17 protein-coding genes and 1 tRNA gene are annotated in these 17232 nt (G+C 71.1%); 7 read left to right on the top strand and 11 right to left on the bottom strand.

What is annotated here, in order from left to right; all coding sequences use genetic code 11:
- Positions 1-16: 16 nt before the first annotated feature.
- Positions 17-346, bottom strand: a complete 330-nt coding sequence (locus DEJ35_RS11225) for a hypothetical protein (RefSeq protein ID WP_146244779.1) — start codon at positions 344-346, stop codon at positions 17-19.
- 45 nt (positions 347-391) lie between these two features.
- Here DEJ35_RS11225 and DEJ35_RS11220 point away from each other — a divergent pair, with 45 nt between their 5' ends.
- On the top strand, positions 392-760 hold the full coding sequence (locus tag DEJ35_RS11220) for a hypothetical protein (protein ID WP_111192728.1): 369 nt from the start codon (positions 392-394) through the stop codon (positions 758-760).
- Here the strand turns inward: DEJ35_RS11220 and DEJ35_RS11215 are convergent.
- The 3 genes from DEJ35_RS11215 to DEJ35_RS11205 all read right to left on the bottom strand — a co-directional run bounded on the left by DEJ35_RS11215 (position 757) and on the right by DEJ35_RS11205 (position 2773).
- The gene (locus DEJ35_RS11215; protein WP_181435570.1) at positions 757-930 is read right to left on the bottom strand and encodes a DUF4244 domain-containing protein; all 174 of its coding nucleotides are present in this window, start codon (positions 928-930) and stop codon (positions 757-759) included. The genes DEJ35_RS11220 and DEJ35_RS11215 overlap by 4 nt on opposite strands.
- Positions 931-1013: 83 nt before the next feature.
- Complete coding sequence (locus tag DEJ35_RS11210; RefSeq protein WP_111123292.1) at positions 1014-1847, bottom strand: type II secretion system F family protein; 834 nt, start codon at positions 1845-1847, stop codon at positions 1014-1016.
- A complete protein-coding gene (locus DEJ35_RS11205; RefSeq protein WP_111192727.1) occupies positions 1844-2773 on the bottom strand; it encodes a CpaF family protein in 930 nt (309 codons plus the stop codon). Before DEJ35_RS11205 ends, DEJ35_RS11210 begins: the two co-directional genes overlap by 4 nt.
- 801 nt (positions 2774-3574) lie before the next feature.
- On the opposite strand from DEJ35_RS11205, the gene acs reads away from it, so the two are divergent.
- Positions 3575-5527 (top strand): acetate--CoA ligase, encoded by a 1953-nt coding sequence (gene acs, locus DEJ35_RS11200; protein WP_111123290.1) that lies wholly within the window; start codon positions 3575-3577, stop codon positions 5525-5527.
- 79 nt (positions 5528-5606) lie between these two features.
- On the opposite strand, the gene DEJ35_RS11195 is transcribed toward acs, so the two are convergent.
- On the bottom strand, positions 5607-6068 hold the full coding sequence (locus DEJ35_RS11195; protein WP_110861432.1) for a RidA family protein: 462 nt from the start codon (positions 6066-6068) through the stop codon (positions 5607-5609).
- On the bottom strand, positions 6065-6223 hold the full coding sequence (locus tag DEJ35_RS11190; RefSeq protein ID WP_110861434.1) for a DUF4177 domain-containing protein: 159 nt from the start codon (positions 6221-6223) through the stop codon (positions 6065-6067). The genes DEJ35_RS11195 and DEJ35_RS11190 overlap by 4 nt, the downstream gene beginning before the upstream one ends.
- Positions 6224-6273: 50 nt before the next feature.
- On the opposite strand from DEJ35_RS11190, the gene DEJ35_RS11185 reads away from it, so the two are divergent.
- The 5 genes from DEJ35_RS11185 to DEJ35_RS11165 all read left to right on the top strand — a co-directional run bounded on the left by DEJ35_RS11185 (position 6274) and on the right by DEJ35_RS11165 (position 11763).
- On the top strand, positions 6274-8838 hold the full coding sequence (locus DEJ35_RS11185; RefSeq protein ID WP_111123289.1) for a transglycosylase domain-containing protein: 2565 nt from the start codon (positions 6274-6276) through the stop codon (positions 8836-8838).
- On the top strand, positions 8835-9791 hold the full coding sequence (locus DEJ35_RS11180) for a metallophosphoesterase (protein WP_110861438.1): 957 nt from the start codon (positions 8835-8837) through the stop codon (positions 9789-9791). Before DEJ35_RS11185 ends, DEJ35_RS11180 begins: the two co-directional genes overlap by 4 nt.
- 93 nt (positions 9792-9884) lie before the next feature.
- Positions 9885-9958: transfer RNA gene (locus DEJ35_RS11175), tRNA-Pro, on the top strand.
- 156 nt (positions 9959-10114) lie between these two features.
- Positions 10115-11149, top strand: a complete 1035-nt coding sequence (locus DEJ35_RS11170; RefSeq protein ID WP_111123288.1) for a sensor histidine kinase — start codon at positions 10115-10117, stop codon at positions 11147-11149.
- Positions 11146-11763 (top strand): response regulator transcription factor, encoded by a 618-nt coding sequence (locus tag DEJ35_RS11165; protein ID WP_111123287.1) that lies wholly within the window; start codon positions 11146-11148, stop codon positions 11761-11763. Before DEJ35_RS11170 ends, DEJ35_RS11165 begins: the two co-directional genes overlap by 4 nt.
- Positions 11764-11869: 106 nt before the next feature.
- Here DEJ35_RS11165 and DEJ35_RS11160 read toward each other — a convergent pair whose 3' ends face one another.
- From DEJ35_RS11160 to DEJ35_RS17315, 5 genes are all read right to left on the bottom strand, one after another.
- Positions 11870-12931: an LLM class flavin-dependent oxidoreductase gene (locus tag DEJ35_RS11160; protein ID WP_110861445.1), complete on the bottom strand. Its 1062-nt coding sequence runs from the start codon at positions 12929-12931 to the stop codon at positions 11870-11872.
- Between the two features lie 403 nt (positions 12932-13334).
- Positions 13335-13961: a thymidine kinase gene (locus tag DEJ35_RS11155; RefSeq protein ID WP_027466399.1), complete on the bottom strand. Its 627-nt coding sequence runs from the start codon at positions 13959-13961 to the stop codon at positions 13335-13337.
- Complete coding sequence (locus DEJ35_RS11150; RefSeq protein ID WP_035808846.1) at positions 13961-14662, bottom strand: response regulator transcription factor; 702 nt, start codon at positions 14660-14662, stop codon at positions 13961-13963. Before DEJ35_RS11150 ends, DEJ35_RS11155 begins: the two co-directional genes overlap by 1 nt.
- A complete protein-coding gene (locus DEJ35_RS11145; protein WP_111123286.1) occupies positions 14649-15866 on the bottom strand; it encodes a hypothetical protein in 1218 nt (405 codons plus the stop codon). The genes DEJ35_RS11150 and DEJ35_RS11145 overlap by 14 nt, the downstream gene beginning before the upstream one ends.
- A complete protein-coding gene (locus tag DEJ35_RS17315) occupies positions 15863-17083 on the bottom strand; it encodes a sensor histidine kinase (protein ID WP_181435569.1) in 1221 nt (406 codons plus the stop codon). Before DEJ35_RS17315 ends, DEJ35_RS11145 begins: the two co-directional genes overlap by 4 nt.
- Positions 17084-17232 lie beyond the last annotated feature (149 nt).

Raw genomic sequence — 17232 nt, 5'->3', positions numbered from 1 at the left:
GGGGCTTCGTCGTGTCTCAATGGCCCCCGAGGCCAGCCTCCCGAGGCGGATTGTCGCTGGCAACTGAGCGTAGGAAGTCGAAGGCTTGGGTCTGAGCCGCTTCAAACTCGTTGAACAGGCGCTGGACCTCGATGAGGGCTTCGAGGGCACGATCGGCCTCCTCGGGAGTCGTCGCCGGTGACCTGTCCCAGGTCTCGCTATACGCCGAGTTGGCTTTCACGAATGCGTCGCGAGCAGCCCGAGCCTCCTCGATCAACTGACGGTTCATGGTTGCTCTGAGGCGCTGGTCCTCGGGCATCTCGGCTAGTTCATCGTCGGTGACAGGTTCATGGTCGTAGAAGTCCATGGACTTACTCTCGCGTAGGTCCCGCGCCCCCGCCATCATGAGGACATGGATATATCCGCCATCGTGGCCGCAGTAGTTTCGAGCACCGTCATCTCCGCGGCGGTCACCGGTCTGATCACGTGGAGGGTGCAGACCAACGCCCTGAAGCAGGCGAAGTTGACTGAGACGAGCCGCCTCTTCATCGAGTTGATGGCGCTCGGACACGGACGTGCGATCACCGATCGGAAGGACCCGATCGGTCAAAGCGAGATCCTGGGAGCGGTCGAGATGGTGGCTGCCGTTGGGCTGGAGTACAAGCCGCTTCGGGACGCCGCTATGTCGTACTTGGACGGCCACATCATCTCCTACGGCAGCGCAGAAGTGATCGAGGTCGCGAAGAGGAGCCGGGCGCGATTCGGCCACAAGGGGTCTTAAGACTCCTGCCTCTCACGCGCCACACCGGCGAGGATGACGACCGCGTACTCGGCGGTCGCCGATCCCCGGTCGTCCCGCAGTCGTGACCGCCACCGGGCGACGAGGGGACGCGGGCGACGGTGGCGGATGGCCCGACGGGTGCAGTTGCCGGGGGATGACGTGGTGCTCATGGTGTCCGTCCTTTCTGTTCGGTGGGTCCAGCCTGTCCGGGCTGCGGTGGCGACGAGGGGTCCCGGTGGCATCTGTGGAGAGGTCACGCGGTACCGCCCACCGTGGAGGAGAGGACCCCCACCACCACGGGCACCACCCCCACGAGCACGAACGCCGGCAGGACGCAGACCCCGAGTGGCAGCACCAGCCGGACGGCCAGGCGTTCCGCAGCCACGAGCCCGTCGGCAGCGGCCTCGTCGCGCACGTCCTCGGCAGCGCGGCGGAGCAACCCCGCGGCGGGGACCCCGGCGCGCCGGGCGAGGTCGAGGACCTCCCGCAGCCGGTCCAGGTCGCCGACGGGCGCGGCGGCTCCCGCGGACGCCTCGGCGACGGCCCGCCCGGCGGTGGTCCACGACCCGCCTCCGGCGACCGCCACGGCCCAGGCGTCGAGGAGCACCCCGGGCACGCGGCCGTCGGGGGTCGCGGAACGGACCAGCCGGGCGGTCCACCCCCGACCGGCCAGGACGAGGGCCGCCGCGGTGCACGAGCACGCCCAACCGGCCGGTGAACCGACCAGGACCTCGACGGCGCCGGCGCCCCAGGCCGCGCCGAGGCCCAGCCCGAAGAGCGGCAGTGCGAGCACCACCCGGGCGCTCGTCCGCGGACCGGCCAGGGCGACCCGGATCGCGCGGTCCGAGGCGGCAGCACGGCGGAGCGCCCCGGCGAGCCCGCGGAGGGTCTCCGCGACGGGCGCTCCCGTCCGGTCCGCCACGCGGAGGACGACGGCGATGTCCTGCTGCGCGGGTCCCCCGGCCCCGGGCAGTCCGCCGACGAGCCGCCAGGCCCGCGGCGGCGGGACCCCCGCCGCGACCAGCGTCGCCACCCGGTCGAGCACCCCGGCGATCCGCACCGGACCGTCGGGTGTGGGTCGGCTCACCGCAGCCCGTCCACCGGGCGCACCTCGAGCCTCCTGTCCGGGCCGACGCGCAGCGTGCCCACGCCACCGAGCCGCCGCTGTCCTGCCCGTCGCTCCACGTGCAGGACCAGGTCGAAGGCGCTGACGGCCTGCCGGGCGAGCGCCTCGGCACCGAGGCCGGCGAGTGCGCCGAGCGCTTCGAGGCGTTCGGCCACGTCGGCGATGCCGTTGGCATGCACGGTGCCGGCTCCCCCGTCGTGCCCGGTGTTCAGGGCGGAGAGGAGTTCGCGGACCTCGGCGCCGCGACACTCCCCCACGACGATCCGGTCGGGTCGCATCCGCAGCGCCTCGCGCACGAGCCGGTCGAGGCCGAGCGCGCCGACCCCCTCGGCGTTCGCCTGCCGCACCTCGAGCGCGACGACGTGCGGGTGGGCGATCCGGAGCTCGGCGACGTCCTCCACCGTCACGATGCGCTCGTCGACGGGGACGTTCCCGAGCATCGCCGCGAGCAGGGTGGTCTTGCCGCTGCCGGTCGCACCGGTGACCAGGACGTTCCGGCGCGCGGCGACGGCGTCCTCGACGACCGACCGCGGGACGAACGCGAAGGTCCCGCCGCGCTCGAGGGCGGCGAGGGAGGGTCGCTGGACCTGCGGCAGTCGGATCGACACGGCGGTGCCCCCGACGGACACCGGGGCAAGGACGACGTGGACCCGGACGCCGTCGCCGTGCCGGACGTCCGCGCACGGGGTGGTCTCGTCGACGTGTCGGCCGCCGAGCGCGACGAGCCGGGTCGCGAGTTCGCGGGCTCGCGCTTCCGTCAGTCGCGGCTGGACGGCTTCGAGGCCGGTCCCGCGGTCGACCCACGTCCCCACACCGCCGAGCACCAGGACGTCCGTCACGGTGGCATCAGCCACCAGGGCAGCGAGTTCCTCGAACTCGACGACCACGGCGGCCCGGCGGCGAGCCGGCGGCGCGGCCCCGGGCAGGAACGGCGCGGACGGTGCAAGTGGTCGCGACGGCGCGGACGACCGTGACGACGGGCGGGACGAGGGCGAGGGAGGAGCACGGTGCAGGGGCATGCCGCCGACGGTAGGCAGTCGGCACCCGCGCCGATCGGACGGTCCCCACATCTGTGGACAACGTCGGAGTGTCCGACCAACGGACCGATTTGTACCCCGATACGGAAAGCCGTACCCCGGTCGATGATGCGACACCGAATCCGCTCGAGCCACCGATCACCCCTGCACCCCACAGCAGGACTGGGCGGAGCAACTGCTCCGCAGGTACATGCAGAATGCATGCACGAGCATGGACCGGTCTGTCCACGCGACCGGCGTCCCTGCGCGGATCGGGGCACACGACGAAGCCCGACGAAGCACCGTCGCTCGAGGCGGACCCCGGAAAAGAGAAGAGGCGGCACCGGTTGGGGGGAACAGGTGCCGCCTTGACATCGAGGGATTGGGGGGAATCCGATTCGATGCCGCCGGAAACGAGTCCAGCGAGAACCACTGTACCCCACGATCGGCTCTCCAGGGCAAACCCGGACACGACATCCGGGCGTGCCGCGCCCCGACCCGGCCGAGGGGTAGTCTCCGGATGCACGCACGCACCGGCGACGGATGCACGCACACACCGGCGACGGATGCACGCACACACCGGCGACGGATGCACGCACGCAACCGCCCCGGATGCACGCACGCATCCACGACGGATGCCACCAGAGGCCGCAACGACGCGAAAGGACATCGATGTCCACTCCGACCCAGACCGACCCCCGAGGCGATGACGGAGCGACCTTCGCGCCGCCGCCCGAGTTCGTGGCCGACGCGGTCGCCGGCGAGGACCTCCACCACGCGGCAGCAGCCGACCGCGAGGCCTTCTGGGCCGAGCAGTCCCGCTCCCTGCTCGACTGGCGCACCCCGTTCACGCAGACCCTGGACTGGTCGGGCGCCCCGTTCGCGAAGTGGTTCGCCGACGGAACGCTCAACGTCGCCGAGAACTGTCTCGACCGGCACGTCCGCGCGGGCAACGGCGACCGGGTCGCGATCCACTTCGAGGGTGCACCAGGCGACACGCGTCGGATCACCTACGCCGAGCTGACCGCCGAGGTGCAGCGCGCCGCGAACATGCTCACCGACCTCGGCGTGGGCCAGGGCGACCGGGTGGTCGTGTACCTGCCGCTCATCCCCGAGGCCGTCGTGACGATGCTCGCCGTCGCCCGCATCGGTGCCGTGCACTCGGTCGTCTTCGGGGGGTTCAGCGCGGAGAGCCTCCGCGCCCGCATCGAGGACGCCGGCGCGAAGCTCGTCGTGACAGCGGACGGCGGGTGGCGTCGCGGCGCCGTCTCACCGCTCAAGCCCGCCGTCGACGAGGCGCTGACCGGCGAGGGCACCGACACGGTCGAGCACGTCCTGGTCGTCAAGCGCGGCGGCAACGACATCGCGTGGAACGACCGTGACGTCTGGTGGCACGACGAGCTGGCGAAGGCGGCACCGACCCACGAGGCCCGGGCGTTCCCGGCCGAGACCCCGCTGTTCATCCTGTACACCTCGGGCACGACCGGGAAGCCGAAGGGCATCGTGCACACCTCCGGTGGCTACCTCACGCAGGCGGCCTACACGCACAAGAACGTCTTCGACATGCACCCGGAGAAGGACGTCTACTGGTGCACCGCCGACATCGGCTGGATCACCGGCCACTCCTACGTCGTCTACGGCCCGCTCGCCAACGGCGTCACCCAGGTGCTCTACGAGGGCACCCCCGACGAGCCGAAGCCCGGCCGCTGGTGGGACCTCGTCGACGCCTACGGTGTCACCGTCCTCTACACCGCACCCACCGCGGTCCGCGCGGCGATGAAGGCCGGCCGCGAGATCCCGGAGGCCCGCAGTCTCGAGACCCTCCGCCTGCTCGGCAGCGTCGGCGAACCGATCAACCCCGAGGCGTGGCAGTGGTACCGGCAGGTCATCGGCCACGACCGCACGCCGATCGTCGACACGTGGTGGCAGACCGAGACCGGCGCGATCATGATCTCCGCGCTGCCCGGCGTCACGAAGCTCAAGCCCGGCGCCGCGCAGACGCCCCTGCCGGGCATCGTCGCCGAGATCGTCGACGACGACGGCCGCCGCGCCGACCCCGGCGAGAGCGGCTACCTGACGATCACCGAGCCGTGGCCGTCGATGGCCCGCGGCATCTGGAACGACCCGGACCGGTTCGTCGAGACGTACTGGTCGCGGTTCCCCGGCCGCTACTTCGCCGGCGACGGTGCGCGGCTCGACGGGCAGGGCGACATCTGGGTCCAGGGCCGCGTCGACGACGTCATGAACGTCTCGGGCCACCGCCTGTCGACGGCCGAGATCGAGTCCGCCCTGGTCGGCCACGAGGGCGTCGCCGAGGCCGCCGTGGTCGGTGCCGCCGACGAGACCACCGGGCAGGCGGTCGTCGCGTTCGTCATCCTGACGGCCGAGGCCGCCGCCGACGTCGACCGCGACGCTGCCTCCGCGGAACTCCGCAACTGGGTCGGCAAGCGGATCGGCGCGATCGCGAAGCCGCGCCAGGTCGTCATCGTGCCGGAGCTGCCGAAGACACGCTCCGGCAAGATCATGCGGCGGCTGCTCCGCGACGCGGCCGAGGGCCGCCGCATCGGCGACACGACGACGCTCGCCGACCCGACGATCATGGCGACCATCGCGGAACTCATGTAGTCCCGGGAACGGAAGCAGGGCCTCCAGTCAGATTCAAACTGGAGGCCCTGCTCGCGTACTGCGTTCGGCTGACGGTCCGTCAGGCGGTGAGCTCCACCACCAGCTCGACCTCGACCGGTGCGTCCAGCGGGAGCACCGCGACGCCCACCGCGCTCCGCGCGTGGACGCCGGCGTCCCCGAAGACGTCGCCGACCAGGGTCGACGCCCCGTTCGCGACCCCGGGCTGACCGGTGAACGACGGGTCCGAGGCGACGAAGACCGTGACCTTGACGACACGCGCCACGCGGTCGAGCGAACCGGCGACCGACTGCACGGCGGCCAGGGCGTTCAGCGCGGCCACACGAGCCTGGGCCGCGGCGGTCTCGGCGTCGACGTCGGTGCCGACCTTGCCGGTCACGGGCAGGGCACCGTCGACGAACGGCAGCTGACCAGCCGTGTAGACGTACTGCCCCGTCACGACGGCGGGCACGTAGGCGGCGACGGGAGCGGCGACCGCGGGGATCGTCAGGCCGAGTCCGGCGAGCCGGTCGGAGACGCTCATGAGTCGGCCTTGGGGCGCTTCAGGTAGGCGACGAGTCCGCCCTCGGGCCCGGTGACGATCTGGACCAGCTCCCAGCCCTCGTCCCCGTAGTTGTTGAGGATCGCGGTGGTGTTGTGGATCATCAGCGGCGTGGTGAAGTACTCCCAGCGAGTCATGCGGTTCCTTGCCAGCCTTTCAGTCGGGGGTGTCGTTTAGGCTGCATCCTATGTCTGCCCAGAAGACGTCTGCATCGCGGACCAAGCCCGTCTCAGCAGTCGGCGCCTTCATCGGATTCGTCGGGTTCAGTGCCCTCGCCGGCCTGCTCGTCACGATCGGTGTCACCCCGGCCATCGCGGTCGCCGGTGTCACGACGACGTCCACGATCGGCGTGTTCGAGTCCCTGCCGGAGTACATCGAGATCGGTGACCTCCCGCAGCGCAACGAGGTGTACGCGTACTCGGGCGGCAAGTCCGTGCACTTCGCGACGGTCTACGACCAGAACCGCGAAGAGCTGAAGTTCGACCAGATCAGCGAACAGCTCAAGAACGCCGCGATCGACGGCGAGGACAAGCGCTTCTACGACCACGGCGGCGTCGACATGACGTCCCTGGTCCGCGCCGGCGTCGGCAGCCTCGCGGGCGGTCTCGGCGAGTCCGGCGGTGGCTCCACGCTGACGATGCAGCTCGTCCGCAACATCAAGATGCAGCAGGCCCTCGAGCTCCCCACGAAGAAGGAGCAGGTCAAGGCCTACAACGAGGCAGTCGAGCAGACCATCCCCCGCAAGCTCGAGGAGATGAAGCTCGCGATCGGACTGGCGAAGAAGTACTCCAAGAAGGAGATCCTCACCGCCTACCTGAACATCGCCTACTTCGGCGACCAGACGTACGGCGTGCAGGCCGCGGCGCAGCACTACTACAACAAGAGCGCGACCGACCTGACCCCGGCCGAGGCGGCGTCGCTGCTCGCCATCGTGCAGTACCCCGAGGCACGCAACCTGTCGAACCCGAAGAAGTACGAGGCGAACGTCGCCCGGCGCGACGTCATCCTGAAGTCGATGTACGCCCAGAAGAACCTGACGAAGGCCGAGTACGACCAGGCCGTCGCCTCGAACCCGAAGGACTACGTCCGCCTGACCCAGCCCTCGCAGGGGTGCCGGGCGTCGGTCGGCGATGGATCGCAGTTCTTCTGCGACTACGCCGTCAAGGTCGTCAAGGAGATGTCGCAGCTCGGATCGTCGCAGAAGGCCCGTGACGCCGCGTGGCGCAACGGCGGCTACAAGATCCAGACGACGCTGAACATCGACCTGAACGCCGAGCAGAAGCAACTCGTCAACACCTACGACAACAAGGCCGAGACCGGCCTGGCGCTCGGGGCCACGCTCAACTCGATCGAGGCGGGCACCGGTCGCATCCTGACGATGGCGCAGAACAAGGACTACGACCAGTCGCTGAAGTCCGCGCCGACGTCGACCTCGATCAACTACAGCGTCGACTACAAGTACGGCAACTCCGGCGGCTTCCAGACCGGCTCGACCTACAAGCTGTTCACGCTCCTCGCCTGGCTCAAGGCTGGTCACGGTCTCAACGAGGTCGTCAGCGGCGCACCGCGGAACATGTCGTCCGGCTGGACCGCCTGCGGGTCACCGATCACCGCGGGCAACTACAACCCGAAGAACGACAGCCCCGGTGAGAGCGGCAACTACACGGTGGCCGCCGCGACCGCCGGCTCCATCAACCTGGCGTTCCTGAACATGGCCCAGAAGCTCGACCTCTGCGACATCCGCGACACGGCGGAGTCCCTCGGCGTGCACCGCGCCGACGGCGGCGAACTGCAGTACACCCCGTCGTCCGTCCTCGGCGTCAACGAGATCGCACCGATGACGATGGCCGCCGCCTACGCCGCCGTCGCGAACAACGGCATCTACTGCAAGCCGATCGCCATCGAGCAGGTCACCTCCCCCAGCGGCAAGCAGCTCGGCGGACAGACCAAGGACTGCAAGCAGGTGCTCGACCCCGAGGTCGCCCACGCCGCTGTCTACGCCATGAAGGGCACGATCGCCAGCGGTACCGCCCGCGGCGCGCAGACCCCGGACGGTACCCAGCTGTTCGCCAAGACGGGTACCACCGACACCGCGAACCAGATCTGGCTCGTCGGGTCGAGCTCGCGGGTCGCGACGGCGTACTGGCAGGGCAACACCGACGGCAAGCTCAACAACCTGCGGCACTACAGCAACGGCGTCAACGGCACGTACGCCGGTGTCCGAGCGAGCGTGTGGCAGCAGGCGATGACCCCGGTCAACGCCGCCTACCCCGCCGGCGCCTTCACCGACCCGAACACCTCCGCCCTCCGCGGCAACAGCAAGGCGCTGCCGGACCTCCGCGGCAAGACGGCCGACGAGGCCCGCGCCGCGATCTCGGGTGCCGGCTTCACCTACGTCGACGGCGGTGCGCAGCCGGGCGCCGGCAAGGCCGGAACCGTGACGTCGACCTCGCCGTCGGCCGGTTCGCTGCTGTCGTCCGGGTCGAGCGTCACCGTCTACACCTCCGACGGGTCGCAGATCACCGTGCCGTCGGTGACGGGCAAGCCCCTCTCCGACGCTCGCGCCCAGCTGAACCAGGTCGGGCTGACGAACGTCGCCATCGCCGAGCAGTACGCGAAGGGCGGCGGCGACAAGGAGTGCCGTGTCGCCTCGGTCGAGCCCGGCGTGCACACCGACGCCAGCAAGGACTCGACGGTCACGCTGACCCTGTACGGCGACAAGAACGGCAAGGCGCCCAAGGACTGCAAGTGACCCGCGGGCGCGCCGCACTCGGGGTCCTCGCAGCCGGTGCGGCCGTCGGAGCTGCTTCGGCAGCCTGGGGTTCGCTCGTCGAACGCCGTCGCTTCGGGATCCGGTGGGAGACCGTCCCGGTGCTCCCGCCGGGTTCCCGTGACGTGACCGTCCTGCACCTGTCCGACATCCACATGGCCCCGTGGCAGGCCGACAAGCAGCAGTGGCTGCGCGACCTGAGCCTGGTCGAGCCGGACTTCATCGTGAACACCGGGGACAACCTCGGCCACGCGACCGCGAACGCCGCCGTGGAGTACGCGCTCGAGCCGTTCCGCGGGGTGCCCGGGGTCTTCGCCTACGGGTCGAACGACTTCTTCGGGCCCTCCCCGCGCAACCCGCTCAAGTACTTCTCCGGGCCGAGCCGGATGCACAAGGCGGCGGAGCCCGTCGGTCTCGACATCGATCGGCAGACGGCGTTCTTCGAGTCGCTCGGCTGGCTCGACCTGAACGACCAGGCGCACGCGATCGAACTCCGGGGTTCCCGGTTCGAGCTGTTCGGCACCTCGGACGCGCACCGCGACTGGGACCGCCTCGACCTGCTCCCCACCAACGTCGACGAGATGCGCGGTGACGTGCCGTGGTCCGAGGACGAGGACGGCCCCGCACCGGTCGCCATCGGCGTCACGCACGCCCCCTACCGTCGCGTGCTCGATGCCTTCGTGACCCAGGGCGCCGACGTCATCTTCGCCGGGCACACCCACGGCGGTCAGGTGGCGGTCCCCGGGGTCGGTGCGCTCGTCACGAACAGCGACCTCCCCCGTCGGTACGCCAGCGGCCTGCACAAGTGGGAGCACCGCAACCACTGGTCGTGGCTCGAGGTCTCCGCGGGCCTCGGCACCTCGATCTACGCGCCCGTCCGGTTCGCCTGCCGGCCCGAGGCCGTCGTGGTCACTCTCACCGCACGAGCTTCCTGAGCCGACGCGCCCGGGAGTTCGCCGGATGGTCGTGAGCATCCCCGATCATCGGATAGTATTGTCGGGTTGCTCCGGTACGGAGTGATGACACCGCGGGGTGTGGCGCAGCTTGGTAGCGCGCCTCGTTCGGGACGAGGAGGTCGCAGGTTCAAATCCTGTCACCCCGACACTGTGTTGAGACAGTACGAAGAAGGCCCTGGTTCTCCGGAACCAGGGCCTTCTGCTTTCCCGGGTGCAGCTCGACCGTCGGATGGGTCGCACGACCCACGCGGTCCGTTCCTCCCCCGCTGCGAGCACCACCTCCCGCTACGCTCGCAAGCGCCATGCAGAACGACCATCCCCTCGCCGCCGTGCTCACCACGATCGCTGCGGAGTTCCCCGGCATCGCGGACGACCCGGTGCTCGCTGAGAGCCTGACGGAGAACGTCACGTCGATGATCGCCGAGGCCCACGAGCGCTACGCGGCAGGAACCGACGGCAGCGTCGTGAGCCACGCGTTCCTCGACCCCGAGCACCTGGCGACCGGCAGTCTGCACGCCGAGCATGCCCAGCACCCGGCGGGCGCCATGCTCGCGGCGGAGATGCTGTTCGACGCCTACCTGCCGGTCTTCGTCGACGAGGTCGGCGCGGAGTCCACCGCCGAGGTCCTGCGGGCCACCAGGGCCCTGCACGCCGGCATCTGGAGCCGGTTCCCGGCCGGGGCGGTCGCGTACACGGAGGCACTGCGCCAGCGTGTCACCTCGGCGCACCTGGACTCCCGCACGCAGATCGCGCGAGACCTGCACGACCGCGTGGCACACGGCATCCTCGCCGGCTTGCAGCGCCTCGACCTCGTCCTGCTGACGGACCCGCCCTCGGACGAGCGCGCCGCACAGCTCGACGACGCGGCACGGTTGCTCCGGAGTGCGCTCGGCGACGTGCAGGACCTCGCAGTGAGCCTGCACGCCCGGGTCGGGGACGCGCTGCTCGACGACGCGCTCCGCCGGCACATCCACGACCTGTTCCCCGACGACGACCGCCTGTCCGTCGAGTCGACGGGCAATTCCGGTCCTCTGCCGAACTGGCAGGCCGAGGAAGCGCTGACGATCCTGCTCGAGGCGCTCACGAACCGCAGCAAGCACGCCCCGGGTTCGTCGACCTCGGTGCGCTTCGCGTGGTCCCCCGCCGCCGTGGTCGCGACGGTGACCGACGACGGCCCGGGCTTCGACGTGCAGAGCGACGCCGACGGTCGCCTCGGACAGCAGACGATGCGCGAGCGCGCCGCGGTGATCGGCGCTCGGCTCGACGTCGAGAGCACCCGCGGCCGCCGACAGCACGGCACCACCGTCCGCCTGACCATCCCGAGGGGCACCCTGTGACCGTCACCCACGTCGCCATCGTCGACGACCACCGGCTGTTCCGTGAAGGGCTCGCCACCATCCTGGCCGCGGTCCCCACGATCCGCGTCGTCGCACACGGCGAGCGACCGGCCGAGGTGCTCGGCTCCTCCGAGGCCGCCGCGATCGACGTCCTGCTGCTCGACGTCGAGCTCGACGGCCCGCCGGCACGGACGACGATCGCCACGATCAGCCGCACCCGCCCGGACATCCGGGTGGTGGTGCTCACGATGCACCGGGACGCGGTCCTCCGCCGCACCCTGCTCGACGCCGGCGCGGTCGACTTCGTCACGAAGGACACCCCGAGCCGCGAACTCGTCGACCGGATCGCGCGGGCGGCACATGCCGATGCGGCGCCGGTCACGTTCCCCGTCGACCTGGTGACCGAGGCCCGTGCCGGCTCACCGCTGAGCGACCGCGAGCTCGAGGTCCTGCGACTCATCGCCGCCGCTCGCACCAACGCCGAGATCGCCGCCGACCTGCAGCTCGCGATCGGCACGGTCAAGCGGCACGTCTACAACGTGTTCCGCAAGCTCGACGTCGGCTCCCGCGTCGGCGCGGTCGCCGCCGCCACGCGCCTGGGCTTGCTCACCTGAGGCGCCGCGGAACCTCGTGAGCAGCAATGGTCGGGTGCCCAGCGGACACCCGACCATTCCTGCTCACGAAGCGAACGAACTCGACGGAGTGAACGAACTCGACGAGCTAGCCGACGGACGACGCCCCGGCACCAGCAGCCGCACCCGCGGGCACGAGCTTGCCGGCCGCGTGCAGCCCGGCCACGACGTCGAGCGCCTGGTGCCGGTACCGCGCCTGCGCAGCACCGGGCGACACGATCACGCCGTTCGCTCCCGTCGACGCCACGAGCGCGTTGATCTTCTCCGCGACCTGCTCGGCGTTGCCGTAGGCCTGACGCTCGGTGCGGGCCGCGATGAACCGACGCTCGAGGTCGTTGAACTCGTACGCACGCGCCTCGTCCATCGACACCGGCTCGGGCTTCCGGCCCGAGCGCATCCGGATGAACGAGATCATGCCTGGGGCGCTCTGCTCGTCGATGACGGCGGGGTCCTCGTCGGTGACGACCTGCACGCCGATCAGCGCGTTCGGCGTCTGCCGGAAGCGCGACGGACGGAACGAGTCGCGGTACAGGGCGAGTGCGGCCTCGGTGTTGTCCGACGCGAAGTGGTGGGCGAAGGCGAACGAGATGCCGAGCGCGCCGGCGACCTGCGCGCTGTACCCGGAGGACCCGAGCAGCCAGAACTCCGGCACGTCGCCGTAGCCCGGCACGGCGCGGATGCCGGCCAGCGGGTTCTCCGCGCCCATGCCGGTGAAGAACCCGATCAGGTCGGCCAGGCGGTCCGGGAAGTCGTCGACGTCGAGTCGGTCCGTGCGGCGGAGTGCCATCGCCGTCGCGCCGTCGGTGCCGGGAGCGCGCCCGAGCCCGAGGTCGACCCGGTCGCCGTACAGGGCACGGAGCGTGCCGAACTGCTCGGCGACGACGAGGGGCGCGTGGTTCGGCAGCATGACGCCACCCGAACCGATGCGGATGGTCGAGGTGGCAGCGCCCACGGCGCTCAGCAGCACCGCCGGGGCCGAGGACGTGATGCCCGGCATCCCGTGGTGCTCGGCGACCCAGAACCGCTCGTACCCGAGCTGCTCGGCGTGCACAGCCATGTCGATGGACCCCTGCAGGGCCTCGGTGTTGGACTGGCCGTACTCGCGGGTGGCCAGGTCGAGGACGGACAGGTGCAGGGTGTCGTCGGTCATGTGGTCACCAACGCGCTCCGGCACATCCGCATTCCACCCGGGACCGGGACATCGACCGGTCAGGACGTCCCGTCGTCCCGCCGCCGCCCGGTCACCGGGCGTCGCCCGGAAGTCGCGGCAGCGACGGTCCGCGACCACTCGACTGACGCATGCGGCCCGCCCCGGACGTGCGGCGCGACGGCCGGGAGGCACGTGGCGGGGCCGCGCCGCGCCTCCAGGCCGTCTGTCGGTTCCGTCTCGGACGTCGGGCGGTCACGACGTGCCGCGCGCACCGCGCGGACCGGTCACGTCCGGTCGGCCGACAGGCGCGCCGCCGACGCGACGTGACCGCACGGCGAACCCGAGCGGGTTGTCGTGACCGCTCGACGAACCGAGCGAGTGACGTGTCCGCCCGGCAGAGGGGTCAGGCGCCGTCGAGGCGGCCGCCGGACTCCGTCAGGTAGCAGTTGGCGCAGAGCGACTCGTAGGCGACGTCGACGCCGTCGATCGCGACCTGCGAGCCGTCGAAGACGAACCGACCGTCGACCGTACGGGCGTTGAAGACGGCCTTGCGGCCGCAGCGGCAGATCGTCTTCAGTTCTTCGAGGGAGTGCGCGACCTCGAGCAGGCGGGCGCTGCCGGGGAACGCCTCGGTGCGGAAGTCCGTGCGGATGCCGTACGTGATGACCGGGATCTCGTCGAGCACCGCGATGCGCAGCAGGTCGTCGACCTGACGCGGGCTGAGGAACTGCGCCTCGTCGACGAGCACGCAGCTGACGGGCCGCACCATGCCGTCCAGGCGGTCCGACTCGGGGTCGACGGCGCCGGCGGCGGTGACGGCCTGGCGCACGTCGGCGTCCGGGGAGAAGACGATGTCGACGGTCCGGGTGACGCCCAGGCGGGAGACGATCTCACGGTCGCCCTTCGTGTCCACAGCGGGCTTGGCGAGCAGCACCCGGTGCCCGCGCTCCTCGTAGTTGTAGGCGGCCTGCAGCAAGCCCGTGCTCTTGCCGCTGTTCATCGCGCCGTAGCGGAAGTAGAGCTTCGCCACTACGCGAGGAACCCGTCCTCGGCGGCCCGACGGATGAGGTCGGACTTCTTCGAGGCGGGGCGGCCCACCTTGCTGTACTTCTCGCGCACGCGACGCAGGTAGGTCTTGGCGGTTTCGTACTGCACGTTCATCTGCGCGGCGACCTCGTTCGTCGAGTAGCCGGACACGTAGAGCCGCAGCGCCTCTTCTTCACCGGCGCTGAGCTTCGGCCGTTGGTGCGCTGCGGCGCCCGTCGGCAGCGGACGCCATTCCCGGGGCTGCGGGGTCTCGCGGGCGACGCCCATGATCTCGCGGGCGACGTCCATGACCTCGCGCATCGGGAGCGACTTCGACAGGAACGCCGCGGCGCCGGCGGCCAGGGCACGGTCGCGGGACTCACGGCTGTCGACGCTCGAGAGCACGATCACCTTCGCGCCGGCGGCACGGCAGGTGCGGACGCGGGCCTCGATCGAGACGGGTTCCTTGAGCTGGAAGTCGAGGAACACCAGGTCGGTCGGGAAGCTGTCGCTGTGGACCATCTCGAGCCAGGTGTGCGCGGTCAGGGCCAGGTCGAAGTCGAACGCGTTCACCGCGATCCAGCTCGACAGGCTGTCCAGCAGCACCTCGTGGTCGTCGAGGATGGCCAGCCGCACACGTCGTGCTCCCGGGTTCGGGAGGGACGGCGACCCCTCCGAGAGCCTGTTCGGGTCAGTGCTGGTCATAGGAGAACCTTAGTGCGAGGGAGGAAGGGCGGACCGCGACGTCGAGGTCGGGGAACGTCACGCGGAGGACTGCGAAGTAGGGGTCGAAGGTGCGGTGGATGCCGATGTCGGAGTCCGCGACGGCGAGCTCCATGTCGACGGACACACGAGCGGGTGCGGGCGACCGCGCGGGCCCGGCGGCCGGGGCTGCCGGGCCCGCCACGGTGTCGGCTCGTCGCACCGTCGCGCGGAACCCGGCCGGGTCGACGGTCGACGCGCGGAGGGCCGCACGGACGAAGGTGCGGACGACCGCCCGCTGGTCGGTGTCGAGCGTCGCGATGAGGCCGTCGGGGTCGTCGACCACCGGCGCCTGCCCGCCATCGACCCGGACGGCGTGCTCGAACCAGGTGCGGTCGGCGTCGGCGACCATGGAGGCCCGGATGCCGTCGGCGATCGCGCGGGCACGGGCACGGTCGGCGTCGGTGATGACGTCGCGTGTGCGGAGCTCGGCGAAGAACGGGGCGACGTCGCGGGACAGGATCGTCGAGCGGTCCTGCTGCACGCTCGCCGCGATGCCGTCCCGCTCGGCGCGTGCGACCGAGTACGACCCGGCACGGATCTGCACCCGTTCGGCGAGCCCCGCGAAGGTCCAGGCGAACACCGCGGACGCGGCGGTCAGCACGAGCGTCGGGGCCGCGGCCAGGAACGCCGCGACGGCGACCGGCACCTCGTGCGGGAACTCGGCTGCCCCCGCGCCCCAGGTCACGGCGTTCACGGCGGCCAGGACGACCCCGCCGATCGTCAGGTCGGTCCACGGGCGGTACGGCGCGACCATGACGATGCCGGTCGCGGTGATCAGGGACATGAAGTCGTTCAGGGCACTGCGGTCCGGCCCCCACTGCGCCGCGACGCTCGTGACCGACGCCAGGCCGAGCAACCCGACGTGTGCGACGAAGGCCGAGCGCGGGAACGGCGCACGGAACGGGCTCGAGGCAGCGAGCACCACCACCGCCGAGGCGGCGACGAGCAGCACCGTGAGGGCGCTGAGCGTGGGGCTGCCCACGACGTCGCGGTCGAAGATCGACACGAGCAGTGCCCAGACGACGCTGCCGGCCCCGAGCACGAGGGCCAGGGGCCGCGATCCCATCGCGCCGAGCGGGTCGTACTGCTGCGCGGTGCGGCGGGACCCCGATCCGGACCCGACGCGCTGCCGGGCCGCCGTCATCGCTCGGTCCCCCGGTCGTCGCCGACCACCGGCACGGTGACCGCGCCGGTGACCGGTCCGTACGGCACGGTCATCATGACGCTCGTGCCGGAACCGGGCGACGACCAGATCTGGACGTCACCGCCGACCCGGCCGATCCGCTCACGCACCGAACCGCGGAGGCCCATCCGGTCGGCTCCGGTGGCGTCCTCGTCGAACCCACGACCGTCGTCGACGACCATGACGGTGCAGGACGCGCTGTCGTCGAACACACTCACCTCGGCGGCGTCGGTACCCGCGTGCTTCCGCACGTTGGCCAGGCACTGGCCGACCGCCCGGACGACCGCCGACAGCGCACGCTGGTCCAGGCGCTCGAGCGCCGAGGTGTCACCGGAGACGGTCACGTCCAGCCCGAGCGTCCGGTGCTCGTCGACCATCACACCGAACGCCTCGGCCGCCGCACCGGGACGCGGGCGGGCGGCCGGCGCGAGCCACCCCTTGCCGGTGAGCACCGCGACGTCAGCGTCGACCGTCTCGGCGAGGTGCGGGTCCATCGGGCCGTCCGGCGCGAGGGCGATCGCACCCAGGTGGTTGAGCACGGTGTCGTGCAGGATCGCGGACGCCTCGGCCTCGACCCCGGCGCGGTAGGCGGACACGTGTTCTTCGCGCGCCGAGCGCAGGAGTTCGGGCTGCACCCGTTCGCTCCGCCCCGTGCTGCGGGTCGTGAAGAGCACGAGCGCGACCACGAATCCCAGGGTGACCCAGGCCAGGATGAGCGGACGGGGCGACTGGTCGGCCTGCACGATGGCGATCCAGGTCGCGAGTCGTCCGGTCAGGAAGCCCACGAAGGACCACAGCACGACGCGGCTCGGCACAGCCCCGGCTCCCCCGACCAGGATGAGCGGGATCACGACGAGGGACATCAGGTACGAGGTCACCCACCCGGTCGGCACCTGCTGCTGGACCCCGACGGCGAACCACCAAGCGCAGACACCGCCGACGGCCAGGAACGCGATCGCCGAGACCGGGGTGCCGAACTGTACGTGCACGCCGATCATGGCGAGCATCGGGACGACCGCCAGCGCGGTGCCGACGACCTGCACCCCGGGCTCGGACAGGCCGTAGAGCACGAGCGTGATGGCCGCGGCCAACAGGGACCCGATGGCGGCGGCGTGGAATGCGCGCACGGTCGACCACGCGTTCACTCGCGGTGCGAGGTGCGTGGGGATGCCGAGCACGAGGTGGATCCTTCCGGGTGGCGAGGGCGCCGCCCACGATCCAACCACCGGAGCAGCGGCCGTGTACCCCGAATCCGGGGCCGTGCGGCGACCCGCACGATGATAGCGGCCCGGACCGGGGTCTTGCTGTCCCCCGAACGTGGACAAGA

This window comes from Curtobacterium sp. MCPF17_051, from assembly GCF_003234595.1.
Lineage (GTDB): Bacteria > Actinomycetota > Actinomycetes > Actinomycetales > Microbacteriaceae > Curtobacterium > Curtobacterium flaccumfaciens.
Note: the sequence above shows the minus strand (reverse complement) of the source record. Positions and strands in the feature narration are given on the sequence as shown.

Coding starts and splice junctions, on each gene's coding strand:
- DEJ35_RS11185 (WP_111123289.1), top strand. CDS start 6,274: ATGTCTGCCCAGAAGACGTCTGCATCGCGGACCAAGCCCGTCTCAGCA.
- acs (WP_111123290.1), top strand. CDS start 3,575: ATGTCCACTCCGACCCAGACCGACCCCCGAGGCGATGACGGAGCGACC.
- DEJ35_RS11170 (WP_111123288.1), top strand. CDS start 10,115: ATGCAGAACGACCATCCCCTCGCCGCCGTGCTCACCACGATCGCTGCG.
- DEJ35_RS11220 (WP_111192728.1), top strand. CDS start 392: ATGGATATATCCGCCATCGTGGCCGCAGTAGTTTCGAGCACCGTCATC.
- DEJ35_RS11160 (WP_110861445.1), bottom strand. CDS start 12,931: ATGACCGACGACACCCTGCACCTGTCCGTCCTCGACCTGGCCACCCGC.
- DEJ35_RS11150 (WP_035808846.1), bottom strand. CDS start 14,662: ATGACCAGCACTGACCCGAACAGGCTCTCGGAGGGGTCGCCGTCCCTC.
- DEJ35_RS11225 (WP_146244779.1), bottom strand. CDS start 346: ATGGACTTCTACGACCATGAACCTGTCACCGACGATGAACTAGCCGAG.
- DEJ35_RS11190 (WP_110861434.1), bottom strand. CDS start 6,223: ATGACTCGCTGGGAGTACTTCACCACGCCGCTGATGATCCACAACACC.
- DEJ35_RS11145 (WP_111123286.1), bottom strand. CDS start 15,866: ATGACGGCGGCCCGGCAGCGCGTCGGGTCCGGATCGGGGTCCCGCCGC.
- DEJ35_RS11195 (WP_110861432.1), bottom strand. CDS start 6,068: ATGAGCGTCTCCGACCGGCTCGCCGGACTCGGCCTGACGATCCCCGCG.
- DEJ35_RS11215 (WP_181435570.1), bottom strand. CDS start 930: ATGAGCACCACGTCATCCCCCGGCAACTGCACCCGTCGGGCCATCCGC.